The sequence below is a fragment of the Desulfosarcina cetonica JCM 12296 genome, assembly GCF_001311845.1.
Lineage (GTDB): Bacteria > Desulfobacterota > Desulfobacteria > Desulfobacterales > Desulfosarcinaceae > Desulfosarcina > Desulfosarcina cetonica.
Genome location: NZ_BBCC01000015.1, coordinates 40,515 through 65,408 on the forward strand (window position 1 = coordinate 40,515; position 24,894 = coordinate 65,408).

A 24,894-nucleotide genomic window follows, 5' to 3' on the forward strand; every position below is an offset into this window, starting at 1 on the left:
GCATGCTGACGACCACGAAGGTTGTCGTGTCCCTTTATTAAAGGACGCGCGCTTCGTGGTTTTTTATTTGGATTGCGTGGAGAGAAAGGAGTGGCTGCATGAGGTGTACGGCATGGATCGGATGGATTGTCTTGGGCGTGGGCATGACAGTGGTCCCGGCTTTTGCCGGAGCAGGCGATGAGGCGGGATCGGCGACCGAACTGGAACAGATTACCGTATCGGCCGAAAGAACGGACACGTTGAGCAAGGATGTGGTTACGGCCGAGACGATTCAGGCACCGAATGTGTCCGGTTCGGTTCTGGATGCGCTGGGCAACGAAGCCGGCATCCAACTGAGAAGAAGCTCTCTTTCCGGCAGCGATGGCAGTAAACTGCGCCTGCGGGGCTTTGACGAAACCCGCTTGCGCATCACCAAGGACGGCGTGCCGCTCAACCGGGACGGATCCTACGGCAACGGTCCCATCGACTGGAGTATCCTCTCGCCGGAAAATGTCGAACGGATCGAGATCTACCGGGGAGCCGGCCCGGCCAAATTCGGCAACACCCTGGGCGGGGTGGTCAATATCGTGACCAAGACGCCCACGGATGATCCGGAAACCGTCGCCAGGACGGCCTATGGCAGTTATGATACCTGGGACAGCAGCGTGGCCCATTCATGGAAGGTGGGAAAGGTTGGCTGGGTTTTTTCGGCGGGGCACTTCGAGAGCGACGGTTACCTGCGCAACAACACCATGGACCGGGACAACTTCTCGGGGTTACTGACGTTCGACCTGCCTGCGGGTTGGCAGATCGGCGGTGGGGTGGATTATTCGGACAAGGAGAACGGCAATCCGGTGTACAACCAGCCGGACAGCCCCTATTACGACAGCGGCGAGCCGGATGCCGAGGAGAAGGAACTCGGTGGGCCGGGTATCAGCAGCCGCCTGCTAAATGGCGCCTTGGCCTGGGGCGACGGGACGCTCACCGAGGATGAAAACCGCAGCCTGACCGCCTTTATCGAGAAAACCATGGACGCGGGCCGGTTTCGGGTGGACTACCGTCTCTGGAATCAGGACCGCACGGAAACATATTACGCGGCGGACACCGGAAAGAAGATCTATCAGCGCGAAACCGAGGCCGAGGATGACAACTGGTCCCTGCAGGCGGCATTGGCATATAAGATTTTCGAGCACCATATCGAGGCCGGCGGCGAGACCCGGCACTATGGATGGGGCGCCCAGAAGGTCGATTATATCGATACCGCCTACTTCAGTAGAGCGATTTATTCCCCCTATTTTACATTTGTCAGAGAGGGCTTCGAAGGCCAACCCAATCTGATGGCCTACCATGCCCTCTACCTTCAGGACACCTGGACCCTGATGCCGCAACTCACCCTTGAATTCGGGCTCCGGCAGGAGTGGTTCCGGGCCGACAGCGTGGATCCGGAGGCGTTCGGCTTCGAGTGGCAAGCGGAACCCACCGACTTGAACGAAGACCACCTGGATCCCCGGATGGCCATCACTTATCGCCCCTGGACGGACGGAGCCATCACCGCCCGCTTCGGGATTACCCATCGTTACCCCACTTCCCCGGAGTACTTCTGGTGGTATCTGAACAACGGCACCGGATACTTCAACACGGATTTCAATTCGGAAGAAGCCCGCCAGTATGAACTTGCCTATGTCCAGTCCATCGGGAAGATCTTCGAACTTACCCTCCGCGGATACTACTATGATATCGACGATTACATCACCTCGACCAGCATTCGTGGCGTGGGTTCGGTCTATTACAATATCGGCGAGGTGGAAATCAAAGGCCTGGAAACCGGAATCTCCGCCAACCTGCCATACGGGCTGCGTGCCTGGGCCAATTTCACCTGGCAGGAGGGCGATAAATCCGACGATCCTTATGACATCGACAACCAGTTGAGCAACCAGCTTCCCGATTTTCCGGAGACCCTGTTCAACGCCGGGATCGACTACACCTACGAGAAGCTGCGCCTGCGTTGCTGGCTTAACCATGTCGGCGAGCGGGATCATTTCAGCACCGATGGCCTGGAGACCCTGGGCGCCTATACCCTGGTGAATGCCACGGCGGCCTACCGCCTGCTTTCAACGGAAAACCTCAAGTTGGATCTCGAAATCGGTGCGGAGAACATTTTCGATGAGGATTACGAAGAGGAGGAGGGGTATCCCATGCCCGGTGCCATGGTGATCGCCGGGGTTCGGCTCGAATTTTAATGGTAATCAAAGAACAAGGAGACACGACATGCTTTTAAAACCAATGATGCGCGAAGGGCTGATTCCGCTCCCGGTGGCGTTTATCTCCACGATCAGCAAAGACGGCGTGCGCAATATCGCCCCCTACGCCTGTGTCATGCCCGTTCTGCGGCCTTTGGACCTGATCTGTATCGCCTCGGCGCTCAAGCGTGACACGCTGGTCAATATCAGAGATACCGGCCAGTTCGTGATCAACATGGTCGGGGCCGACTTCTCGGACAAGGTGATTCCCACGGCCCGTTTCTCTCCGCCCGAAGCGGACGAGTTCGAACTGGCCGGGCTGGCCGAGAAACCCTCGGAAATGATCGACCCGCCCGGCATTGCCGGCGGTTATGCCTGGATGGAGTGCGAGTTGTTCAAACTTTACGAGGAACCCCAGTATGTTCTGGTCATGGGCCGGGTTGTCCGACTGGAAGTGGCCGACGCGGTGTTGGACGCCGAAGGCGAATTCGACGTGAACAAAGCCCGGCCGCTGATGATGGCCGGTACCCATAAGGGCATGCGGTTTTGCACCGTTGCGGATATGGATCACTTCGTTCCCTTCGGGGCCATGTTCGCAAATGGCCAGGATCCGTTGGCGGCAAAATACCAGAAAACCCCATGAGCAGGCATATTCCCCTGAACATTTTCCGCCAACCTCACGAATCCTTCACTTCCGGCTTGGTTTCGTGTTTGGCAAGGATATCGCCATATAGTTTCGTGGCGCAATCCGGGCACAGACCGTGGCTGAACCGGGCGCCGGTGTGCATGGACACGAATTGTTCGACCTGCTGCCAGTAGCCTTGGTCATTGCGGATTTTTTACATGCAGCGCAAATCGGCAGCAGCCCGCTGAGCACCTGCACCTTTTCCAGGGCGGTTTCGAGGGCCTGGGTCCGTTCGCTGACGCGTTGTTCCAGATTGTCGCGGGCGTCGCGCAAGGCGTCGATGGCCTGATCCGCTTTATAATGGCTTGCGCCAGTTCAACGGACATGGTGTTGAATGCCTCCACCAGCTCGTCGAATTCGTCGAACGTTTGCATGGGAAGGGTCTCGTCGTAGCGCCCCAGGGTGATCTGTTGACATCGTCGGATCAGGGTGTTGATGCGCCCGGTGAACCCGCGGGAAAGATACAATGCGAAGAGCAGGGCCAAAAGGAGGGACGCCAACAAGGACAAAAGACCGGCCAGGCGGATTTCATAGAGTTTCCGATCCATTTCATCGGCCCGCATGTCGATGCCGATCAAATAGCGTCCCTCGCCATTGCGCAGGGGGGCGTACCCCGATAGAAAAACCCCCCATTCATCGCGATAGTCGATCGTCCACGGCCGGTTCGGTAAACCCGGACAGCAGCAGCTCGGGCGCCTCCGTGTATTCCCGTCCTGGAAGGGCCTGCTGGTCGGTTTCGTCGGAATCGACCACGAAGGTGATCCGACCCTGCTCGTGACGCATGATATAGAGAAAAGCGATGTCGGGGTTGGAACGGCGCATCCGTCTCAGGGCGTTCAGTGTGCGGCGATAAATGGGGTTTTCGGTATCGGCGGCCGACCGGATACCGTCGAGCGCCTTGGCATCGATGCTTTGGCTGAGCAGGGCGGCGCTGTTTTTCAGGCGGGACTGCAGGCTTTGCACCAGGCTTTTGACCGCATTGAAATAAAAGAAGGTCCCGATGCTGCCGGATACCAAAATGACGGCCAGGAAATGGCTAAAAAATAATTTAAGGCCGAATTTCATCCGTAGGTGCGGTCTTTGGGTCATCGTCTCTCCTTGGGCAATGACTGCAAGATAAACGACCGAGCAGGCATTGTCGGTCCAAGTCCGGTTGGATGGAATGGGGGCCACGTCGTTTGCGGTCAAGTGGTTGCCGACGAGCTTACTCCGAGCGGGCCCCGCATTTCAAGAGGATTGCGGATAAAGGGGGGACGGTATCAAAAGAATTGACACGCCATGGGCAAATCTCCATACTCGTGTTTGAAAATACCGCTTCAAACCCTGGGGCCGGCCTCCTGGAATGAATCGCATCCCTGGAACGGGTCTGGCTGGCCATGGCGGGAAAATGATGATCGGATGCGCGTGAGGAGACAATGGAGCGAGACCAATATCTCAAGGAACGGGTCGATGATCAGATCAACTGGTACGATTTGAGAAGCAAGGCTGCCCAGCTTGCGTTTAGGCGGCTTCGCCACGCGGAAATCGTATGCGCCGCCCTGGTTCCCTTTATGGCCGGTTTTGCCGGTAGTTATGCCAGTGTCGCATTTCTTGTGGGCCTGCTCGGAGCCGTGGTGGTGGTCCTGGCCGCGTTTCAAAGTCTGGGGCAGTACCAGGAAAACTGGATTGACTATCGATCGATCTGTGAATCCCTCAAACACGAGAAATACCTGTTTTTGACCGGAGCGGATCCCTATACGGCCCCTGAAGCCTTTCCGCTTCTGGTCCAACGCGTGGAAAACTTACTGTCCAAAGAAAACCGCAACTGGTCCCAGGATACCCGAACCGGAACGACCCAATCCCTTCCTGCGGCCGACAAAACCTGATTCGGACGCATGGGAAGCCGATGTGGCCCAGGCATGGCTGCATCGGGTCAACAGGAAACAACCATGACACATCAACCCAGGAATCACCGCGTGCTGACAAAGGCTATTCTCTTGGTCCTGTTTATCGGTGTGGGGGTTTACCTGGTCCGTTTTTCATCCGTGCAACACTACCTGACGGTCGAGCAACTCCAGCGGATTCTGACCGATACCGGATTCTGGGCTCCGCTGGTGTTCGTGTTCATCTATGCCGCGGGCGTATGCCTGTTTCTTCCCGGAACGCTGCTGACGGCCCTGGGCGCCGCGCTCTTCGGCCCTTACTGGGGGTTTGCGGTGGCCTGGATCGGGGCCATGCTTGGCGCCAGCCTCGCCTTTTTGATCGGACGCTATCTGGGAAGGGATTTCGCCGCCAGCCTGATCGGCGGCCGGCTGAAACGGTTTGACGACGCCATCGCGCGTAACGGTTTCGCCACGGTCCTTTATTTACGGCTGGTCTACTTTCCCTTTACACCGATGAATTTTGGCATGGGATTGACCAACGTGCGTTTCCGGGATTATTTTTCGGGAACCGGTTTGGGAATTCTGGTGGGCACCTTTATCTTCACTTTTCTCATCGGGACCCTACGGGACGTCTGGGTCGATGGCGATTGGGCGGCATTGTTGAGCTGGCGGGTCCTTTTTTCCGTCGCACTCTTCATCTTCTCATTCTTCATCCCCCGAATCATAAAGATGGTGCGATCGCCAACCGGATGATAGTATTCAAGATGATGTTTTTGGGCTGCGTTATCGGTCGTCGCAGTATGGTTAATACAGCTTCCTCCCTCTGGCCTTGCCAAAAACATTATCTTAAATACTATGAGAAAGCCGCAGCTCCGACGGATTCGCGTAACGCGGGCTTCTTACGAATCCGTCAAACGTGCCGCGTTAGGCCAGGCTGCAACGGACATTATAGGGAATCCGGTGGATCAGCCAGTCGGCAAACTTCAAGAGTCGTTTTTCTCTTACCAGCCGCATGCACAGACGATACATGAAACAGTAATAGCCATCCGGCATCGGATTGATGGCTTTCAAGCCGAAGAGTTGTTTTTCGGTCCAGTAATATAATTTCAGGTACCTGACACGGTAAGCTGCATATCGCACCATCAGGAGCACTGCCTTGAGCAAACGTTTCATCATGGGTATTCTGCCTTATCGATGGTAGTTTTTTGCACAAGGTTCAGGGTAAGGCTTTCTGCCATCAATCCAATGCGAATGCATTGATGGTAAAATGACAGGTAGAAACTACCATGCATGGGTTGGCGGGTGGCTGAGCGGTGGAAGGGCGGCCCGGCTTTTCGGCTAGGCGACCTTGGCATGATACAGGTTCACGACGCCAAATTCAGCGGGCTCAGCCAGATCGGGGAGGGTGGTGCTCCGGAATTGACCGATTTTTCGGTATGGTGGGTGATCGAAATCTTTTACCCTTGAATCGGCGATCAGTACCTCCGGTGCCCGTTTCAGGAAACGATCCAGGTAGGCGAGGTTGGCGCTGTCGTAGAGGACATCCGCGGCCAGAATTAGATCAACGGCTTCCGTGCAGGCGGACCAGTCGCCGATCACCTCAACGGAAACCGCGTTAAGCCGGGAATTCAGCGTTGTTGCCTGGACGGCCAACGGATCGATATCGCTGGCCCACACCTTTGCCGCACCGACCTTTGCAGCGGCAATGGCCGCGACGCCGGAGCCGCAGCCAAAATCGAGCACCCGTTTGCCGGCCACCCATTCGGGGTGCTCCAACAGGAAACGCGCCATGGCCTGCCCGCTCGCCCAGCAAAAGATCCAGAACATCGGCTCTTCCATCAGGCGTCGGGCCTCTTTTGCGCTTAATTCCAACTGAGGATATGCCTGATTCAGCAGGTAGAGCGAAATTGTCCTGCAGTGGGGTAATTCCGTCATGTCAAGACATGCCCCCGGCAGGATTTCCCTCGTCCGCGCTACCAAATAATTTTCCTCATCAAAGGGTGCCATGCAGCGATTCTCACACACATTTTCCGGTTTTTCCATTTTGCCACGCCAGCCGATCGATTTGTAGCAGATCCAGAGGGATTTACAATAAAGATAAAGAGAAAGGCAGGCCCCTGTAGCGGTAACCACTACAGAGGTCCGAGGAGAGGAGGGGGGTAGCGCGAGGGTTTATGAAGGGATTTGGTGTTTCCACCAATACTAAAGAGCCGAAAAAATGAATTGCGTTACAGGGATTATTTCTGGATGGGCACTGTTAGCCCGTCAGCCAAAGCCTTGACCGATACCAGACGATAAAGGCGACGGAGTTGTTCGTGATTTACCTATTCGTTTCATCTCAATTTTAATGCATAAGTTGACAACCCATCAAGAAGCCACCCCCCTGGATCCATTTCTCCGTCGGTTTGACAATCCTTCATGTGGTGCCCATTTCTTAGGAAGATTGAAGATTTCCCCATGTATATTTCGGGAAATCGCCACAGATAAAATAATTTCAGGTTTCCGGTCCGTGAACCAACGCCACTTCGCATGACGAGAGGCATGTATGGATCACGGTTGCTGCTCATCGCGAAAGGAGCATAACAATGGCTTACACATGTAAAAGTTGCGGCGCCGTCGCCGATTCTCCGGGGCATTTGTGCAACCCCTGCAGTGATACTGAAAACTGCAGTTTTTGCGGTGCCCCTCAAGTAGACCCCAGGCATATCTGTAAAGATAAATTGGCCGCCATGAAATATGTTTGTGGCGGTTGCGGGCGGGTGGCCATGGAATCGGGTCACCTTTGCCAACCGCAACCGATCGAATAACACCTCAAACGTTTTGAAATGGAACGTAGTCCAATTCTTTTCCGCCTCATCGGGCCGCCATCGGGCGGCCCGGTGTAATTCCGGCTCCGTAAAACAAAAAAGGCAGAACCTGGTGAAACACCTAGCTGATGCAGCCTGGATGTGGACGGTCAGGGGGGCTCAAATAAATATGGCGAGACCGTTATTAAAACGGTCTCGCCATATTTATTTGAGGAATAGAGATTCAGATCAGCGTAGAAATAACAGTCCAGCTCAGTGCAGTGTCCTCGCGAGTTATTATTGGTTATTTCCATAAAAAATCAAATTGATATTTTTAATATCAATTATAGAGATATCAGAGCCCCTTGGTTTCCATCTTTTGACACGACAGGATATTGTCGAACGAATTTGTGAACAACTTGGCTTTCCAAAGAATCGATCCATTTTACCCGCATTTCAATACCCAAACAGGTGGGGGCATCCCTGGCACGGTTCAGGCGCTTGAAATTCAGGTGTGGCAAAATAGGATGCGATTTTTTCAGTGGCCTGTTCCAGTTTCGAAAGACCTTCGAAATCGGTCCGGATGGGCGGCATGAGACGTTCATACAGATCCAGACGCCGGGAAAACCGCTTCCGAAAGGCAACATAGGAAGGCGCACTCCAGATCTCTTCCACACTGTTGTGAGCCAGGTTCCCCATGACCCATCGCTTCGGTGCGCGTCGGGGCTCTTGTCCTTTAACCGGCCGAGCATGATCGATGGGTGGGCACAAATATACGCATGGGGAAACGGAGCCATCCGCGCCTACGAAAAATTTTTATGGGGTTTTTCATGCAAACGGGTATGGGACTTGGCCGGACATCTGGTAGGATCAGCTGCGTTTTGCGCCAAAGTACGGCACACCGACTTCGAAAAAACACCCAGGCATGCTGCCGGCTCTCCTCGCAACTGGATAACGCCTTTTGATCGTCGGTAACGGCATGCACCAGGTGAGTGGCCACGAGGGTGTCCACGCCCAAGCGGCTGGCGAGGGCCAGTGCTTTGGGCAGACGTGGATAGCTGTATGGCGTAAGCAGGTAGTTGATGAGAACCGATGGTATTTTATCTGCTGACCGCTGAGCGATAAAGGTTTGGATGCCGGCCACGGCCTTGGCAAAAGTTCCTGAGCCCCGTAGCCGGTCGTTGCTATGGGCATCGGGTCCGGCCAGGCTGAAGGTCATGGAGGCCAGGCCGCCATCCACGAGCCCCCTGGCCAGCTGGGCCGACATGATGGTGCCGTTGCTTCCCAATGTTGGTTGACCGCGGGCATGGGTCACATCCCTGATCCGATGGACGATGTCGTCCCGCAAAAGGGATTCTCCCCACCCCTGCAGGTGGATGGCGTCGCATTGGGGTGCGACGTCGAGGACCCGGTTAAAGTGTGCCATATTGAGGTCCAGCGGAATCCACTGGCGGGCATAGGTGGGATAAAGACAGGTCCGGCAGCGCAAATTGCAGCGACTGGTCATTTCCACTTGAACCTGTCCGAAATGATGCTCCGCCGCAGCAAAAATATCCACCGTGTGATTCCTTCCGGCAGTATTGACCGGACTCAATCTTGACGGATCCGTAAAAAGCCCGATATCGGCGTTACGCGTATCCTTCGTCACTGCGGCGTACGCAAAAGTACGCCTCATTCCTCAGGATTCGCAAGCTTGATCTCGGGCTTTTTACGAATCCGTCGGAAATGCGACTTTTTACGAGTCCATCAATCTTGAGACGGCGTAAAATCTTATGCAGCGCTGCGCGGGTCAAGCCCGAAAGCTTGGCCGCCCGGGAGATGTTGCCCCCCGTTTTGTCCAGAAGCGTCATCACATAGCGCCGGGTGAAATCTTCGAGGCAGCTGTCTTTGGCCTTCTTGTAAGGGACGATCCCATCTCCACGGCCAAAAGCTGTCCGTTGGGGCTCCGGTGCGGATGATTCAATCTGCAGGTCATCACCGTTGATCACCTGGTCAGGGCAGAACAGCACTGCCCGCCGAATCACGTTCTGCAACTCCCTGATATTTCCGGGCCAGTTATGCTGAACCAGTTTTTCGTAGGCGCTGGAAGAGAACCTTTTGGCCGGTGTCCCCAGTTCCAGTTTCACCTTGTCTAGAAAGTGTTCCGCCAGCAGACCGATGTCTTCCCGGATTTCACAAAGCGACGGCATGCGTAGGGTGATTACTTCCAGGCGGTAAAAGAGGTCTTCCCGAAAACGGCCATCCTTGATCTTGGCTTCAAGGTCCGAATTGGTGGAGGCGATGATCCGGACATCGATTTTTTGTGAATTTGGGGCGCCAAGCTGTTTGATTTCCTGCTCCTGCAGCACCCTGAGCAGTTTGGTTTGGATCGGGACCGGGATATCACCGATCTCGTCAAGGCAGATGGTGCCGTGGTTCGCCTGGAAAAAGAGACCTTCATGATCCTTGTCGGCACCGGTAAAGGCCCCCTTGCGATACCCGAACAACTCGGACTCCAGCAGCTGCTCCGGGATTGCCGGGCAGTTGACCATGACAAAAGGACCGGAGGCTCGCGGCGAAAGCTGATGAACCGCCCGGGCGCAAAGCTCCTTACCGGTGCCTGAAGCCCCCCTGATCAGCACGGTATAGTCGCTTTTGGCTGAAATCCGAATGGTCTCGTAGAGCTGTTTCATCAGCGGACTCCGACCGACAAAATCGGGAGCGCTCACCCGGCCTGAGATCTCTTCCCGCAGTTTCCTGTTTTCGCTCAGCAGCCTGGAGCGTTCGAGCCCCTTCCGAACAAGCCGGGCCAAGCTCTCCAGGTCCAGGGGTTTGGTAATGAAGTCCCAGGCGCCGCGACGAATCGCATCCACCGCCATTTCAATGGTGCCATATCCGGTCATGAGGATCACGGTGATCCCGAGGTCTAAAGCCTGAATCTTGTCAAGAGCTTCGATGCCATCCATCTCTCCCATCATGATATCCATGAGCACCAAATCAACATCGTGTTGCGACAAAATTGCCAATGCCTCTACCGCCCCTCCTGCGGTGAACACCTCGCAATCCGGTAGCCGGCTTGTAAAACTTCTCTTCAATCCGGACAGCAGGTCCGGCTCATCATCCACCAGAAGGATGGAACTGACGCCTGTTCGGACTCCGGTCATTTTTCCCCCTGCATGCCAGTCGGCTGGACTTGCGGAAGCGTTATTGTGAAACAGGTGAATTCACCGGGTTTCGAATCCACCGTGATCTCGCCGTTGTGTTCACGGATGATACCGTAGGAAATGGACAGACCCAGGCCGGTTCCTTGACCAGGCTCCTTGGTGGTGAAAAACGGGTCGAAAATTTTGTCGATCATCGACTTGTCGATCCCCGGTCCGTTATCCTCGATTTTGATAACCACCCGGTCGTCCCGTATCGCTGTTGTAACCCTTATTTTCCCGTCTTTCCCGACCGCTTGGACACTGTTCATAACCAGGTTGAGAAAGACCTGACGTATCCTGTTGCCGTCAATCTGACAGCATGGGTCGGCGTCGGAAAAGATCTTTTCCAGGTGAATCCGCTTGGCGATAAACTGACGCTGGGTCATGGAGAGCACATTGTCCATAATGGCGCTGACCGACTGGGATTGAAGCACCATGGCCGTGCCCCTGCTGCGCGAAAAATCAAGCAGATTGGCAACGATTCGACGGCAATTTTCCGTATGGCGTTCAATAACGTTGATGTCGTCAATGAGTTCTCGATCCGCTGCATTGTTCTCCCGGATCAGGTTGGTATGGCAAAGGATGACGCCAAGGGGGTTGTTGATCTCATGCGCCACTCCCGCGGCCAGTTGACCGATGGCCACCAATTTTTCCGTCTGGCGGATGCGACGCTCGGTTGCCTTGAGCGAGGTGATATCCTTGCCGAAACAGATGATGGCGCGAATGGAACCATCTCTGTTGGTTATCGGATAAAAGCGGGTGTCGTAAATAGAGTCGTCATTTAGCCGCACCTCTCTTGAATGGGGAACGGTCTCCAGAAGATCTCCTTCCTGCAGTCGACTGGAGAAAAAGCACTGCCGGTCGGAGCTGATCGCGTCGAGCTTCATTCCAAGGATAGCGTCCCTTGACAGATCATGACGCAGCAGAAAGGCCTCGTTCACCATCTGCAGCCTGCCATCGGGATCCATCAGAATCAACGGATCGCTGATGCCGTCAAATACCGACTGGAGCAATTCGCTTGAACGGATGAGCTGGCGGGTCGTCTGCAAACTCTCAATGGTGATCCCGATCTGCTGGCCGACGGAAAGCATCAGATCCAGCAACGTTTCACGGATCAGGTCATGATGCAGGCCGCTCAATACCATGAGCCCCAGCAGCTGATTGCGACAGCAGAGCGGGATGGATATACTGATGTCCTCCCCCGTGTCCTGGGAAACCAGCTTGATGTGGCGGCAGTCAGCCAGGTAGGATGCCGCATCGTCGACACCGTCCGCCTGCGGATCAATGGGAATTTTTTGCGGAAGCTCGGTCGCTTGCTCGGCGCATCTCAGCCGAAAGCATTCCGACGGGGTGTCGCGCAGATAGATGCCGGCGCTTGGCCGGCACCACCTGGAGCACCTCGACAATCGCCTTGTGCAGAATCGTTTCGAGGCTGTCCGTTGCCGTGATCAATTCCGTGAGCGTGTTATAGAGCCGCAGTTCCCGGTTTCTTTTCCTCACCTGTTCCTGAAGCAGATCCTGGGAGCGCTCCAGGGCCTCGGTCCGTTCGGCCACCTTATGCTCAAGATTATCCGTATATTCCTGCAGCTGCGACCGGCTCTCTTTCAGGTCACCCACCAGGTTCTGGCGTGGACAAACAGTTCCGCTAATTCCTCACGATGCCCTTGGCGGTGCCTGAATTCCAGGTCTGCCGTGTCCGTCGTCAGGTTGGACCTGAACAGGGTCAGCACATCCCGCAGGTTGGTGAGAATAAGCTGGTGAAAAAGCAGCCAGATCGTGGCGTATAGCAAAAGGGCGACCAGGATGGTGCTGCCGAACATGCGTAGCGAGGTGTTACGGATCTGCGCCAGGCTGGTGTCCAGGGGGATGGATATGGAAAGCAGGCCGGCAATTTCGTTCTCCTGCCGGTAAAAACCCCGCTTGGCGCCGTACTGGTCCCGGATGGCCGACGGTGCATCACCCGGTTTGCCGTGACAGTGGAGGCAGGATGAGAGGAACACGACCGGACGGTAAAGGGTGAATGCCTGACCGGTTTTGCAGCGGCTCATCCCCTGTTGTTCGACCAGGTCGGGGGTGCGCTTGAAAAACGCTATCATTTCACGTTCCTGCTCGTCCGCTTCAAATATCGGGTTCCTGGCGTCCAAGGCCACCCGCCGATAGCGGAAAGTCGGGATCTGCTCGCCAAACCGATCCATGATTACCCGGGTGATATAGGAGGTGGACATGGCTTCGAGCATGAAGTGATCCTCACCCAAGGCCTCAAACATTTTCGGCCTGAGGACTTCCCTGATGTACCCGCGGGTCGACTCGAGGGTGGTCATCACGAGGTGCGTCTGGATGGCGGTTTCCTCTTCCAGCAGACGCTTTTGGAAATGATAGATGACGGTAGCCGTGAACAGGCAGAAGCAGAAGAGAATCACGCCCAGTCCGACCTGAAAACGCAGCCTGAGATGGTGCTGATCCCGATTCGCAAGATCCCTGACAATATCCTTTATCACGTCCGGTTTCCTCCACGAAAGAACATCTATCCGGGAACGTCCGCTTCAGCGATATGCATACCTTATGCTTCCTGGAGTATACACCCGTCGCCGATACATGTAAACTCGTGGATGCACTTTTAGCGAGACAATTCTCAATTGCTTTGCCAATTGTAGAAAACATGTTTAATTCAAACGGGTTATAAAATATTCAGTTTCCTTTTTTTTCTGGAACGGACATTGCTGTTAAATGCTGGCAGTCCATCAACCGTTCCCTAGGCACGAAGGAGAAATAAATGCAGCGAACGATCATCACCCCACTCGCCGTGCTTGCCGGTATGATTGCACTGGTACTACTGGCATCCTGCACTTCCTTTTTCAGCCCGATCATCAAATTCATTCACAGTGGTGAAATCACGACATTTCAGGGCATCGTATGCGTCGGCCTGTCAGGGGCAGGGTTTGCCCTCTGCTACCGTTGTCTTACCCTGCTATGCGGCTACTTCGTGCCAAGAATCGATGACCGGCCAAAGCGCAATCAACCACTCATCCAAAATTTATCGAGGAGGTAATCTATGTCGCGAACCAAAGAAAATATACCCGTTTTTATCATGGGCGGTCTGTTAATCGTCTACGGGATCATTGTTCAGACAGGGGTGTTGCTGCCGCTCCTGACCTATCTTCACGTCCACAAATCGATGGACCTGATGGTTACCATGAGCTTCGTCATCGGCGTTATCGCCCTTGTCGGGGCCGTTATCAATTCGAGCAAGGAACCTGGAAACTCAGTATTCGACCGCTTCGTTCTCCAGCCGATGGGCGGCATTGTCCTGCTGCTGATCATGGCCATGGCAATCCGATGGTACCTGGAACCCCTGGTCATCATCATGTCCAAATCGCTGCATGCGACGTTGGGATTTGATGTCTACAAAGTACTGAATCTCAATTACGTCGTCCTCGGTCTGCTGGCCGGCGTATTGCTGACCAACACCTACGGAATCCCAAAGTTTGCGGCCGCCGGCGTCAAATGTGCCCGCTTCGTTCTCAAAATGGGTGTTATCATGCTCGGTGCGCGTTACTCATTCGCCGAACTGGCCAAGCTGGGCGTCTACTCGATCTGGCTGATCGGCTTCTTCGTGCTCGGCACGGTCTTCCTCGTGCTCTGGCTGGGCAATATTTTCAAGCAGCCCAAGACCATGACCGGGGTTCTATCAGCGGGCATGGGGGTCTGCGGCGTGTCGGCCACCGTGGCCGTGGCCCCCGTGGTCAAGGCCAAGAGCAGCGAGATGGCCTACACCATCGGCACCATCCTTTCCTTCGGCATCATCTGCATGTTCATTTTCCCGACCATCGGCAAACTGGTTGGCATGAACGCGGTCCAGTTCGGGGCCTGGGCAGGCACCGGCATCCTCAATTCCGCCCAGGTGGCGGCCGCGGCGCTGGCATTTAACGCCGTTGACATCAAAACCCTGAAAGTGGCGGAGATCTTCAACATCACGCGCGTCCTGTTCCTCCCCGTTATCGTTCTCGTCCTGGCCACCTGGTTCGGCAAGGAGAGCGGCCAGAAACTGAGTTTCAAAACCGTTGTCATCGACAAGTTCCCGATCTTCATTCTCGGCTTCCTGCTGCTCTTCATCCTGTCTTCGGCGGGTCTCTTCTCACCTCCGGAGCATTACAAGGGCAAATACATCGATGTTTCCTACAACAAGCGTACCGAGGTCACGCCCGAGGAGTGGGAAGTGTTGAACAAGGCCATGCAGGCGGGAGCGTTCAAGGAACTGAATGAATCCCAGATGATGGCGGTCACGGATCTGATCCACCAACGCCAGATCGCGGGCAACTTTGACGAGCGTAACGACAAGACAAAATTTGACCAGGTGGGCCGGGCACGCATGAGCGAATTGGAAGGTGTGCTGGCCGCCGTCAAGGCCAAGCAGGTCAGACTCTCGAAAGAGGTCGGAAGCGCGATCAAGCACGCGATCTCTCAGGTTCACAAGAAGTCCAAAACGGTTGTAACGCTCACGGACTGTATGATCTGGTTCTTTGCCTTCGGCCTCATCGGCCTCGGCATGCAGATCACCAAAAAGGCCATCTTCCAGGCTGGCGGCTGGCCCCTGGTCATTGGTGTCATCTCCGGTGTGGCCAAGGCGACCCTGTCGTTCTTTATCGTGCTATGGTTGGTCAAGGACGTTGTCCTCAAGTAAACCATCTTCCAGAGAGGATCTAAATATGAATGACGAAGAAAAAAAAAGTCGTAATCGACACCGGTGACGCCGGCAAGGGAACCTCGGAAATTGCCGAGAACGCCAACACCCAGGAGATGGAAGAACGCGCTTTGTCCGTTTTTGCCAGCGAACGCAACGAGGACATCACCGCCTTGGTTTTATGTCTTATCACCACGTTTATCGTTTTGCTGTTCACCAAATGGGTGGTATAATCCGTTGTAACAAGGCATCATAATTGGACTTCACCCGCAGCCAGGTATCCCGGCCGCGGGTGGTCCTTCTACTTCGTGCCGAACGACCATCATGGACTGACGCCTGGCGTCTATGGAAAACATGTTTAAACATATCCTGCTCTGCACCCACGGAAGTGACGGCGCCCGCAAGGCCGAGGCCCTGGTCTTCACGCAGCTGGCCGAGGCCACCGGCGCCAAGGTGACGGTGCTCACCGTGCTCGACAAGGATTGGCGGCTGATGACCGGCGATGACTGGTTAAATTCCTCCAAAACCCACGCTGATTTTCTGGATCATGTGGAGGAACAGGTCTCCGAAGAGATTGCCGACGACTGGAATCGTATCCTCTCAATCTATGCAAAGGCCAGGTCGGCTGACTTTGTTCAACATACCGGTGGGATCGCTGAAACCATCACAACGGTTGCCAGACAGCTTGGCTGTGATCTGATCGTCATCGGTCCCTATCGAAAAACCAAGCGCCTGACCCTGAAAATGGAAAAAGGGCTTCGTGACAGGATGAAAAACGAAGTTCTTCACCCCCTGCTGCCATGCCCCTTGATGATCGCACCATAGCGCCCCGGCGTTCAAACCCCGCACGCGTTTGAGCTGGGGTTGAAGTTACCGGACGGTTTTGATCTGGCCCGGCTCTTTCCCGGAGACAGGCTGCTGCGCCTCCACCCGCTCTGGTTTATTGACAACTTCCGGCAGGACGGTTCGCATTTTTCAGCAGACATCACGGACTATGCCACGGAAGAACAGTTTCAGCTATCCGGTGTATTGACCTATCCCGATTCCGGCCCGATTCGGCTTGACATCGATCTTCGCCAGTCTTCTGGTGGCCGTATTCGCTTGCTGACAAAGGACGGCCTCCTCAAGGCGGAGATCGTTTCTGGCGACGGTGAGGTTGGGGATGACAACCCCATGCTGCAGTGGATCCTGGCGATCCGCGAATATATCCGCATTTATCTGAAAACAACGCCAGTCACCGTTTTCTTCAGGCTGTTGATGAACAAAATGGTGCTGTCGATGAATCCCTCACAGCGCAAAATATGCATGATGATCACCAAGATCACGGCTGTGGAGCTGCTGGTCATCATCATCGTGGTGGTTGGCTATGTCCTCTTTCATCAGTAGACCGCCGGACTGTCCCGCGGTGGGGGACCGACTGGATATTTTTATCCTTCGTTCCGAGTTGCACCAAGGGGTCATGGCGGTCTTGTTCCTGGCCGAGGACCCCTTTTCCGGCAAAAAGGTGGTCATCAAGATTCCCTCCGGCGACATCCTCAACCAACCCATTGTATTCTATCACTACCAGAACGAAGACCGGATCAGCCGGGTGGTTGATCACCCCGCGATCATCGGTTTCATTCACCGGAGACGATCGCGTCAGTACATCATCATGGAACATGTACCGGGGCACGACCTGCGCACGCTGGTCGGCAGAAACCGGAAACTCCCGCTGGACAAGGCCTTGGCCATGATGGAACAGCTCTGCGACGGGATGGAATACCTGCACCGCCGAGGCATCGTCCACCTTGATCTCAAACCGGAAAACATCATCGTCACCGGGGATCACCGCCTCAAGGTGATCGATTTCGGGCTTGCTTCCTGTCGCAGTCTACCGGATCTGCTGGCCCTGGACCTGAGAAATCCGCAGGGAACCCCTTGGTATATCGCCCCGGAGCAGCTTCTTGGCGTCCGTGACGATCCGCGCTGCGACATCTACTCCATGGGTCTGCTTTTCTATGAGATGCTCACCGGAGAACTTCCCTGGCCGCGTTCCTCAAAACTAACCACCGCCCGGCGGAGATTGAAGGAGGTGCCGATCCCGCCACGCCACTTCAACCCGGATATCCCGCCGCAGATCCAGGACATCATTATACGGGCGCTGGCCGTTGCGCCGGATGAACGCTACCGATCCTGTGGTGAACTGCGCAAGGACCTTAAACGATGGCGCGAGCTGCCGGTGACGCCGTCCGGGACCAATACCCGCCCACCCTCGTTTTTAAGCCGGATATTTGCAACCAGCGGGCGCAAAGGACCTTCTGGTACGGCCCAAAGCACGTATCCACAGCCGGGCAGGCCCAAAATCATCGGCGGTTTTATCGATGCGGCGGCCATGAACGACATGGTCAATGAACTGAAAAAACAGGCCCTGATCCATGACGCCGAAATTTTCATGGTACATGTGATCGAGGATGAATCCGACTCCCATGTGACCCGTTACGGCAAAGCGGTGGAGGGAGAAAAGCTCATGGTCGGCCTTGAGCAGGCAATCGGCCGACTGAGATCCTGCGACCTTGACCCCAGCGTCCGCCTGATTCACGGCGAGGTGGTCAAAACACTCCAAACGGTCTGCACAGAGCCGCAGGTGCTCAAGCTCATTATCGGTAAGTCCAGGAAGAAAGACGGGCTGCTGCGCTCGGCCTCGGTTAAGCGCAGGCTGCTCAAGGAACCGCCGTGTCCGGTCACGATTGTCGAAGCACCCCATTTTTCGCCGTTGGACGACCTTGGTCCCCTTCATCCCGGCCAACTGGCGCGTGACCAGGTCCTTGACTGTGATATTTTTTTTGTGGATCTCTGGTATGAGCACCTGCACTATCATACCGAGTTCATCTACCAGCATTTTCTCTTCAGGAACAAAACATTCGACCCGGGGCGTGAAAAGTGTGTTTTCGGCCGTTGGCTGAGAAATCTCGCACCGTTTGACCAGTGGCGGGAAATCGTTTCCATCCTTGGTCCCACCCACGAAGCGTTCCACCGCATCGACGATGAGATGATCGCCTGCTGCGAACAGGATCCTGGGTTGCTGCGCCGGCTTTATCAGCAGAAGTCCCTGCCCTTGGCCTACAGACTGAAACTGGGCCTGGCCGAGGTGTCACGCGTCCTGCGCAGCCACCTGGATCCCCCGCCGCCGACGGTACCCTTTCTCGTCGATATCGATTCTCCGGTAGCCTTCATTGACCGGATCGGCTATGGCCCGCTTCTCAACGTGATCAACCTTGACCAGGATCTTTGCGCCCTGGCCCAAAAAGAGGGGTTCCCGTCGGTTATTCCGGAGGCCGCTCCGTGAGAATGATGGTCATTTCCGATATCCACGGCAACCTGGAAGCCCTGGACCGATTGATCGAGCATGCTGCGGCCCAGAATGTCCACCGTGTTCTCTGCCTCGGTGATCTTGTCGGCTACGGACCCTACCCCAACGAATGCATTGAACGGTACGGGCGCTCAGGAACTGCCGCTGCGTCTGCGGCAACCACGATACCGCCGCCCTGTGGGACACGTCTCCCTACGGCATGCGTGAGGATGCCAAGGAAACCATTTTGTGGACCATGGACCAGCTTACGGAAGACAACAAAGCATACCTGGCCGCCCTGCCGGAACGTCTTGACCTGGCGGACATGTGCTTTGTCCATGCCAACCCATATAACCCGAAGGGATGGCGCTACGTCATGGATCGGAAATATGCCATGCGCAGTTTCGGTTCCGCCAAGTTTCGCCTGTGCTGCATCGGTCACAGCCATCGCCCCCTGGTCATCACCCGCAACCATCTTTTTTCAGCCACCATCGATCCGGTCAAGGGAGATCGGAACTACGACATATCCGATACCAAACGGCGTATCTTCAACTGCGGGAGCGTCGGGCAGCCGAGGGACAGGGATCCACGTGCCTGCTACCTGATCATCGATACCACCGAGAGACAAATTCGGTTCCACCGGGTCGCTTACAACATTGCGAAAACCATAGCCGCAATCAAAGCGGCGGGACTGCCCGAACAACTGGGCCACCGCTTGAAGAAAGGTCTTTAATTCAGCCGGGAGCACCCAGCAATGAACACGCCACGACTCTCAAACACCAATTTAAAGAAACGTTTCTTCTTATGGTCCACCCTGATCCTGATCGGTGGCGGCATCGCCCTGTCATTGTTTTCCTTCTGGAATTCCAGGCGTCTCCTCATGGCCGAAGCCATGTCCAAATCGGAAGTCCTGCTCCGGGAGGTTGAAGCCATCCGCGCCTATGTAAAGGACGAACTGCGGCCCAAGATGGTCGATCTGCACGGTAGCGACACCTTCATCGTTGAGGCCATGTCCACCACCTATGTGTCCACCACCATCATGGAGCGGTTTGCCCAGACCATGCCCAACTATATCTACCGGCGGGCATCGCTTAATCCGCATAATCCCAAAAACAGGGCGGATGCGTTTGAGGAGGAGATGTTTGACTGGTTCGAGCAGGACCCCAGCCGCACGTTCTGGCAGGGTATGGTAAACAAGAAGGGTGAGTCGTTCTTCATTTCCATGGTGCCTGACTACTTCAGCCAGCCCTGCATCCGCTGCCACGGACGTGTTGCAGATGCTCCCGCCTCCCTGGTCGAACGCTACGGCCCCGATGGGGGGTTTCGGTTTCGTGCCGGTGAGATGGCCGGGATCAACTCAGTGGCCATCCCCGTCTCCGCCCCCATGAAAAAGGCCCTGCAGGGCTCGGTCGTCATCTTTCTGACCACCCTCGGGGCCTCCGTGCTCCTGCTTTGGCTGCTCAACATGCTGTTTCAACGGCTGGTGATCGAACGCCTCACCCTGGTGCTGAGCCTGGTGGCCAAGGAAAAACGCAATCCGCCTGGCGCTGGGGGGGATGAACTGGACGTGCTGCGCGCATCCCTGCGCTCGCTGGATCGCTATGTCAGGTCGGCGCGCAAGGGAAGCTCGCTGGAACCGAATTTCATCGGTCCCTATGTGGTACAGAAGCCGGTGGCCGCCAGCGCCATGTCATGGCTCTACCGGGGATGTCGGCAAGATGGGACTCGGGTTTTACTCAAGGTGGGATTTGACGAGGTGCTGCAGAACCCGCTTTACCGGTCCTGCCTCGAGACCGAGTACAAGCTGTTTGAGCAGGTCAGCCACCCCTGCCTGCCATCGGTGATCGAACGCCTTGACGATGTGCTGGTGCTGGAAGAGGTCAACGGTAGGAGTCTGTATGATCTGGTGCAGGAGAAGCAAATGCCGCCCGCACAGGTCCACGCGCTGTTCAGCCAGCTCTTAGATCTGACCGCATCCCTGCACGCCGCCGGCATCGTCCATCACGACCTGCGCCCCCAGGTTCTAATGGTCGATGATGCCAATCGCGTCAAGCTCATCGACATGGGACTGGCCAGCCAGGATCAGCAGCCGGACCCGATCACCATTGCCGGCCTCGGTCCCCAGGGTGAGATGATGTTCATGGCTCCGGAACAAATCCAGGGCCGCCGGGGCGATCCCCGCAGCGACATCTACGGGCTGGGCATCCTACTCTTTTTTACTTTCACCGGCCAACTGCCATACACTGCGAAATACCGCAGCCCCCAGGAGTGGCTGCGGATTAAGGAGCAAGCTCCGGTGACCGACGATGTCAGGGAAAAACTGCCCGATGGGGTGGGCCGCATCATCAACAGGGCGATGGCGTTTGATCCGCACGAACGCTACCAGTGGGTCGAGGATTTTATGGAGGAGCTGAAGGCAGTTCTTTTTTTCTTTACTGAGAAGATAAAGATCATCCCTTTCTGAATGGGCACAGGTTCGCTTGGCACGTATTCATAAACCTGATATGATTAAAAATCGATGTGCCCATGAATTTGCTGGATATGTAATCCGGATATCCAAGAAACCTTCCGGAGTCTATGCGGCGTCTACCCTACCCACAAGGAGTATCGCTATGGCAATTAAAAAAGTCGGCGTATTAACTGGCGGCGGGGATTGCTCGGGACTGAACGCGGTTATCCGTGCAATCACACGCACGGCGATCATTCGCCATAATGCTCAGGTCGTCGGTATTGAAAACGGGTTTGAGGGCATGCTTACGAAGGAATATATGGAACTTACCGTAAGCGGGACCAAGGATATTCTGACACTGGGAGGAACCATACTGGGAACCACAAACAAGGGCAACCCTTTTGAATTTCGGGAGTATGACGACGCGGGAAACATCCGGGTGAGTAATTATGCGGACAAGGCAATCGAAAACTTTCATCAACTGGGTCTGGATTGCCTCTTTGTTATCGGTGGGGAAGGGACACTGGAAATTGGATATAAATTTTTTCAAAAGGGTCTTCCTGTAATCGGCATTCCGAAGACCATCGATAATGATCTGGATAAAACGGATTATACCTTCGGATTCCAGACCGCCGTTCAGGTCGCCTGTGACGCCATGGATCGTCTTCAGACAACGGGACGCAGTCATGACAGAGTCATGATTCTGGAGGTTATGGGGAGAAATGCAGGATGGATCGCATTAGAGGCGGGGATTGCCGGCGGCGCCCATATTATCTTGATACCGGAAATACCGTATAAGGTGGAAAATGTCGTTCGGAAAATTCAATTCCGGAAAGAGGGGGGAAGTCCATTCAGCATTATCATGGTTGCGGAAGGCGCCTGTGAAGATGGGGGTGATCTTATCACACAAGCGACCGCAATGGATCGACTGCAGGGTGTGCCCCAGTTGGGCGGGGTAGGGACTTATCTTGCCGAACAAATAAAAAAACGGATCGATCTTGAAGTGCGCACAACCGTCCTCGGCCATATTCAACGGGGGGGATCACCCAATGCTTTTGACAGGGTTTTGGGCACACGGTTGGGGGCTTATGCTGTAGAGGCGGCATCCGAAGGAAAATTCGGGAACATGGTGGCGCTTAAAACGCCTGATGTTGTCTTGGTTGCCTTAAAAGACCTGGCGGGAAAAGTCCGCAAGATACCGCTAACATCTCAGTTAATCCAGACTGCAGAGGCCATCGGTATCAATATGGGGCGAGAGATCTGGTAGGTAAATCAGGTGCCTTTTTTAAGAGAGGACCGTCGCTGACAGAGGATGAAATTGTGTTTGTGGTGGAGATGGTGATTGGGTGGATAGCAGATTACTCGCAACGCTGACCACTTAAACTTTACAGATCCAGACAACAGTATAATCTCGAAAGGTTGCTCGCATATGCGAAAATCTGCCGAGTCAAAAAATATTATGACGCCTTATCTGGAAGCAACGATTTGACCAGGTGCTTTATTGATCCAATAGCATTCGCTTTGGCTTCGAGGAAGCCTCCACCTTCGAGATGGTTTGCGCCTGGTCCATGGGTATAGTTATGGATTATAAGGAATTACTCAGGAAATATACTTTTTTATTGGAAGAGGTAGGGCGATTAAGAAAAGAAAACAGCCGCTTAAGAACCCAATATGAGATAGCGACGTCCGAGCCTCCCGGAAATACTCCCGAAGATATAAAAATCGTTGAAAAAACACCTTGCGAGGAATCTATTACCTATAATTCCAAATCGGTTGTAGATAATACGTCGGATTCCTCCTCTAAAATTCACCTTTTTATGTCGCTTTTTAAAGGCCGCAGTGATGTTTATGCAAAGCGATGGGAAAACAAAAACAAAGGCATCTCCGGCTATTCACCTGTTTGCCTGAATCAATGGCAGGCAGGAGTGTGCAAAAAACCAAAAATTTCCTGCTCAAAATGTGAAAACAAAGACTATGCCGCCTTGGATGAAAATGCCATTGAAAATCATCTGAGAGGGAATATCGTTGCTGGCGTCTATCCAATGTTGCAGGATGAAACATGCCACTTCTTGGTAGTTGATTTTGACGAAGCAGACTGGCAAAACGATATTTCCGTTTTTAGAGATATTTGCATTGGACTCAGCATCCCTGTCGCTGTTGAGCGGTCGCGTTCCGGCAACGGCGCGCATGTATGGTTTTTCTTTGAACCCTCTGTTTCCTCTGCCTTGGCACGTAAATTTGGAACGATCCTGCTTACCACTGCCATGAACAAAAGGCATGAAATACAATTCAAGTCCTATGATCGGCTGTTTCCCAGCCAGGATACCATGCCCAAAGGGGGATTGGGTAACCTGATTGCATTGCCGTTACAAAAAACGGCAAGAGAGAAGTCCAATAGTGAATTTATCGATGAGCATTTCCAATCCTACTCGGACCAATGGGCATTTCTATCCACAATCCAAAGAATATCCCAAGGCCGACTTGAAGAGGTTCTTTCCGAGCTTGGCGAAGTTCATGAACTGGGTGTATTGAAGCAGGATGAAGAAGAGGGTGCTGAAAAACCGTGGGAAACTTCGAAAACCAAAATCGAGTTACAAAGAGATGATTTTCCAAAGCGAATCGAAATCGTCAGAGCAAATATGCTGTTCATCCCTAAGGAGGGTATATCCCAAAAGGCGATGAATCGGCTAAAACGGCTTGCGTCCTTTAAAAACCCAATGTTTTACAAACAGCAAGCCATGCGTTTATCGACCTATGGGCATCCCCGCGTCATCTCCTGTGCAGATGAAACAGAAGTGTACCTGGGGTTGCCCAGAGGATGCGAACCTGAATTGGTTTCCGTACTGGAAAAACTGGGAATCGAAATCGAGCACATAGATAAAACATATCAAGGTAGAAGGATTGATGTGGAATTCAATGGCCAACTTAGAGATGAGCAATCCTTAGCCTTCAGCCACCTGTTACAAAACGATACCGGAATTCTGTCAGGCACAACAGCATTTGGAAAAACAATTGTGGCGATTAAACTGATTGCCGAGAAAAAAGTGAATACGCTTATCTTGGTTGATAAAGTCAGCCTGCTGTCGCAGTGGAAAGAAAAGTTATCAGAATTTCTGATTGTGAATGAGCCGCTGCCGGAGCAGCCCACCAAAAGGGGGCGAAAAAAGAAAGTAAGCCTTATCGGCCAATTGGGTTCCGGAAAAAATTGCTTGAGCGGTATTGTTGATATTGCCGTGATGCAATCACTCAGCCGAAAAGGTGAGGTTAAGGAATGCGTGAAAAATTACGGCATGATCATTGCCGATGAGTGTCACCATGCATCGGCATTCACCTATGAACAAATCCTGAAAACAACCAATGCCAAATACATCTACGGACTAACCGCAACGCCAACGCGAAAAGATGGGCATCATCCGATTTTGTTTATGCATTGTGGCCCCATTCGTTATCGAGACAATCCCAAAAAACAGGCAGAGAAAAGACCGTTTGACCATTACATCGTTCCCCGTTTTACATCGTTGCGGGTCCCGCTGGGTAAAGACGAGCAAGAAGTATCCATCCAGCAATTGTACACTGAGATCGTGGAAAGCGATTTTCGGAATCAGCAGATTATTGATGATGTGCTGAACAACTATCATCAGGGCAGGAACTGCATTGTATTAAGCCTCAGAACCGCCCATGTTGAATCACTCGCCAAAAGAC

At 54.1% G+C, this 24,894-nt stretch carries 23 protein-coding genes and 2 pseudogenes; 15 read left to right on the forward strand and 10 right to left on the reverse strand.

The features are described 5' to 3' along the window. Positions 1-98: 98 nt before the first annotated feature. Together JCM12296_RS05455 and JCM12296_RS05460 are read left to right on the forward strand one after the other, a co-directional pair. On the forward strand, positions 99-2,219 hold the full coding sequence (locus tag JCM12296_RS05455) for a TonB-dependent receptor (RefSeq protein WP_054690786.1): 2,121 nt from the start codon (positions 99-101) through the stop codon (positions 2,217-2,219). Positions 2,220-2,247: 28 nt separating this feature from the next. Next, the gene (locus JCM12296_RS05460; protein ID WP_054690788.1) at positions 2,248-2,862 is read left to right on the forward strand and encodes a flavin reductase family protein; all 615 of its coding nucleotides are present in this window, start codon (positions 2,248-2,250) and stop codon (positions 2,860-2,862) included. Positions 2,863-3,044: 182 nt separating this feature from the next. Here the strand turns inward: JCM12296_RS05460 and JCM12296_RS05465 are convergent, their stop codons facing one another. Both JCM12296_RS05465 and JCM12296_RS05470 read right to left on the reverse strand, forming a co-directional pair. Continuing rightward, positions 3,045-3,482, reverse strand: coding sequence for a HAMP domain-containing protein (locus JCM12296_RS05465; protein WP_054690789.1), 438 nt, complete (start codon positions 3,480-3,482; stop codon positions 3,045-3,047). Positions 3,483-3,537: 55 nt separating this feature from the next. Beyond that, positions 3,538-3,993, reverse strand: coding sequence for a hypothetical protein (locus tag JCM12296_RS05470; RefSeq protein ID WP_157067394.1), 456 nt, complete (start codon positions 3,991-3,993; stop codon positions 3,538-3,540). Between the two features lie 326 nt (positions 3,994-4,319). Between JCM12296_RS05470 and JCM12296_RS05475 the strand changes: the two genes are divergently transcribed. Then, the gene (locus JCM12296_RS05475; RefSeq protein WP_054690792.1) at positions 4,320-4,769 is read left to right on the forward strand and encodes a DUF4231 domain-containing protein; all 450 of its coding nucleotides are present in this window, start codon (positions 4,320-4,322) and stop codon (positions 4,767-4,769) included. 63 nt (positions 4,770-4,832) lie between these two features. Continuing rightward, a complete protein-coding gene (locus tag JCM12296_RS05480; RefSeq protein WP_054690795.1) occupies positions 4,833-5,519 on the forward strand; it encodes a TVP38/TMEM64 family protein in 687 nt (228 codons plus the stop codon). A 171-nt stretch (positions 5,520-5,690) separates the two neighbouring features. Here JCM12296_RS05480 and JCM12296_RS05485 read toward each other — a convergent pair whose 3' ends face one another. The 8 genes from JCM12296_RS05485 to JCM12296_RS05520 form a co-directional block, all read right to left on the reverse strand. Next, on the reverse strand, positions 5,691-5,942 hold the full coding sequence (locus JCM12296_RS05485) for a hypothetical protein (protein WP_054690798.1): 252 nt from the start codon (positions 5,940-5,942) through the stop codon (positions 5,691-5,693). Between the two features lie 162 nt (positions 5,943-6,104). Then, positions 6,105-6,701, reverse strand: a complete 597-nt coding sequence (locus tag JCM12296_RS05490) for a class I SAM-dependent methyltransferase (RefSeq protein WP_246804014.1) — start codon at positions 6,699-6,701, stop codon at positions 6,105-6,107. A gap of 1,307 nt (positions 6,702-8,008) precedes the next feature. Then, positions 8,009-8,323: an SPASM domain-containing protein gene (locus JCM12296_RS05495; RefSeq protein WP_083455869.1), complete on the reverse strand. Its 315-nt coding sequence runs from the start codon at positions 8,321-8,323 to the stop codon at positions 8,009-8,011. Further along, positions 8,289-9,110 carry a radical SAM protein gene (locus tag JCM12296_RS05500; RefSeq protein ID WP_054690803.1) on the reverse strand — a complete coding sequence of 274 codons (822 nt, stop codon included), beginning with the start codon at positions 9,108-9,110 and terminating at the stop codon, positions 8,289-8,291. The genes JCM12296_RS05495 and JCM12296_RS05500 overlap by 35 nt, the downstream gene beginning before the upstream one ends. A 70-nt stretch (positions 9,111-9,180) precedes the next feature. Then, positions 9,181-10,695 carry a sigma-54-dependent transcriptional regulator gene (locus tag JCM12296_RS05505; protein ID WP_083455870.1) on the reverse strand — a complete coding sequence of 505 codons (1,515 nt, stop codon included), beginning with the start codon at positions 10,693-10,695 and terminating at the stop codon, positions 9,181-9,183. Continuing rightward, positions 10,692-11,879: a two-component system sensor histidine kinase NtrB gene (locus JCM12296_RS05510; protein WP_054690805.1), complete on the reverse strand. Its 1,188-nt coding sequence runs from the start codon at positions 11,877-11,879 to the stop codon at positions 10,692-10,694. Before JCM12296_RS05510 ends, JCM12296_RS05505 begins: the two co-directional genes overlap by 4 nt. A gap of 136 nt (positions 11,880-12,015) precedes the next feature. Then, entirely contained in the window at positions 12,016-12,351 is a 336-nt protein-coding gene (locus tag JCM12296_RS43600) for a hypothetical protein (protein WP_054690807.1), read from the reverse strand. Further along, positions 12,339-13,232, reverse strand: coding sequence for a Tll0287-like domain-containing protein (locus JCM12296_RS05520; protein WP_054690808.1), 894 nt, complete (start codon positions 13,230-13,232; stop codon positions 12,339-12,341). Before JCM12296_RS05520 ends, JCM12296_RS43600 begins: the two co-directional genes overlap by 13 nt. Before the next feature lie 275 nt (positions 13,233-13,507). Here JCM12296_RS05520 and JCM12296_RS05525 point away from each other — a divergent pair, with 275 nt between their 5' ends. The 11 genes and pseudogenes from JCM12296_RS05525 to JCM12296_RS05570 form a co-directional block, all read left to right on the forward strand. Then, complete coding sequence (locus tag JCM12296_RS05525) at positions 13,508-13,783, forward strand: hypothetical protein (protein ID WP_054690810.1); 276 nt, start codon at positions 13,508-13,510, stop codon at positions 13,781-13,783. Positions 13,784-13,786: 3 nt separating this feature from the next. Next, a complete protein-coding gene (locus JCM12296_RS05530; RefSeq protein ID WP_054690812.1) occupies positions 13,787-15,415 on the forward strand; it encodes a YeiH family protein in 1,629 nt (542 codons plus the stop codon). 29 nt (positions 15,416-15,444) lie between these two features. Then, on the forward strand, positions 15,445-15,648 hold the full coding sequence (locus tag JCM12296_RS05535) for a hypothetical protein (protein WP_054690814.1): 204 nt from the start codon (positions 15,445-15,447) through the stop codon (positions 15,646-15,648). Positions 15,649-15,769: 121 nt separating this feature from the next. Next, positions 15,770-16,240, forward strand: coding sequence for a universal stress protein (locus JCM12296_RS05540; protein ID WP_172683779.1), 471 nt, complete (start codon positions 15,770-15,772; stop codon positions 16,238-16,240). A 39-nt stretch (positions 16,241-16,279) separates the two neighbouring features. After that, a complete protein-coding gene (locus JCM12296_RS05545) occupies positions 16,280-16,801 on the forward strand; it encodes a hypothetical protein (RefSeq protein WP_054690818.1) in 522 nt (173 codons plus the stop codon). Positions 16,802-16,820: 19 nt separating this feature from the next. Further along, complete coding sequence (locus tag JCM12296_RS05550; protein ID WP_054690821.1) at positions 16,821-18,740, forward strand: serine/threonine protein kinase; 1,920 nt, start codon at positions 16,821-16,823, stop codon at positions 18,738-18,740. 5 nt (positions 18,741-18,745) lie between these two features. Then, positions 18,746-18,877: pseudogene (locus JCM12296_RS50215) on the forward strand (metallophosphoesterase family protein); the annotation flags it as partial. 26 nt (positions 18,878-18,903) lie between these two features. Next, positions 18,904-19,476: pseudogene (locus JCM12296_RS05555) on the forward strand (metallophosphoesterase family protein); the annotation flags it as partial. A gap of 21 nt (positions 19,477-19,497) precedes the next feature. Then, positions 19,498-21,207, forward strand: coding sequence for a c-type heme family protein (locus JCM12296_RS05560; RefSeq protein WP_054690825.1), 1,710 nt, complete (start codon positions 19,498-19,500; stop codon positions 21,205-21,207). 148 nt (positions 21,208-21,355) lie between these two features. Further along, positions 21,356-22,459, forward strand: a complete 1,104-nt coding sequence (locus JCM12296_RS05565; protein WP_054690826.1) for a 6-phosphofructokinase — start codon at positions 21,356-21,358, stop codon at positions 22,457-22,459. Between the two features lie 313 nt (positions 22,460-22,772). Then, the coding region (locus JCM12296_RS05570) for a TOTE conflict system archaeo-eukaryotic primase domain-containing protein (protein ID WP_083455875.1) at positions 22,773-24,894 on the forward strand (2,122 nt) is incomplete at its 3' end.

Bases quoted from the DNA above. Each gene is read 5' to 3' on its own strand.
- JCM12296_RS05470 (WP_157067394.1), bottom strand. From the start codon at position 3,993: ATGACCCAAAGACCGCACCTACGGATGAAATTCGGCCTTAAATTATTT.
- JCM12296_RS05525 (WP_054690810.1), top strand. From the start codon at position 13,508: ATGCAGCGAACGATCATCACCCCACTCGCCGTGCTTGCCGGTATGATT.
- JCM12296_RS05530 (WP_054690812.1), top strand. From the start codon at position 13,787: ATGTCGCGAACCAAAGAAAATATACCCGTTTTTATCATGGGCGGTCTG.
- JCM12296_RS05535 (WP_054690814.1), top strand. From the start codon at position 15,445: ATGACGAAGAAAAAAAAAGTCGTAATCGACACCGGTGACGCCGGCAAG.
- JCM12296_RS05460 (WP_054690788.1), top strand. From the start codon at position 2,248: ATGCTTTTAAAACCAATGATGCGCGAAGGGCTGATTCCGCTCCCGGTG.
- JCM12296_RS05560 (WP_054690825.1), top strand. From the start codon at position 19,498: ATGAACACGCCACGACTCTCAAACACCAATTTAAAGAAACGTTTCTTC.
- JCM12296_RS05540 (WP_172683779.1), top strand. From the start codon at position 15,770: ATGTTTAAACATATCCTGCTCTGCACCCACGGAAGTGACGGCGCCCGC.
- JCM12296_RS05505 (WP_083455870.1), bottom strand. From the start codon at position 10,695: ATGACCGGAGTCCGAACAGGCGTCAGTTCCATCCTTCTGGTGGATGAT.
- JCM12296_RS05510 (WP_054690805.1), bottom strand. From the start codon at position 11,879: ATGGTATTGAGCGGCCTGCATCATGACCTGATCCGTGAAACGTTGCTG.
- JCM12296_RS05475 (WP_054690792.1), top strand. From the start codon at position 4,320: ATGGAGCGAGACCAATATCTCAAGGAACGGGTCGATGATCAGATCAAC.
- JCM12296_RS05480 (WP_054690795.1), top strand. From the start codon at position 4,833: ATGACACATCAACCCAGGAATCACCGCGTGCTGACAAAGGCTATTCTC.
- JCM12296_RS05485 (WP_054690798.1), bottom strand. From the start codon at position 5,942: ATGATGAAACGTTTGCTCAAGGCAGTGCTCCTGATGGTGCGATATGCA.
- JCM12296_RS05565 (WP_054690826.1), top strand. From the start codon at position 21,356: ATGGCAATTAAAAAAGTCGGCGTATTAACTGGCGGCGGGGATTGCTCG.
- JCM12296_RS05455 (WP_054690786.1), top strand. From the start codon at position 99: ATGAGGTGTACGGCATGGATCGGATGGATTGTCTTGGGCGTGGGCATG.
- JCM12296_RS05490 (WP_246804014.1), bottom strand. From the start codon at position 6,701: ATGACGGAATTACCCCACTGCAGGACAATTTCGCTCTACCTGCTGAAT.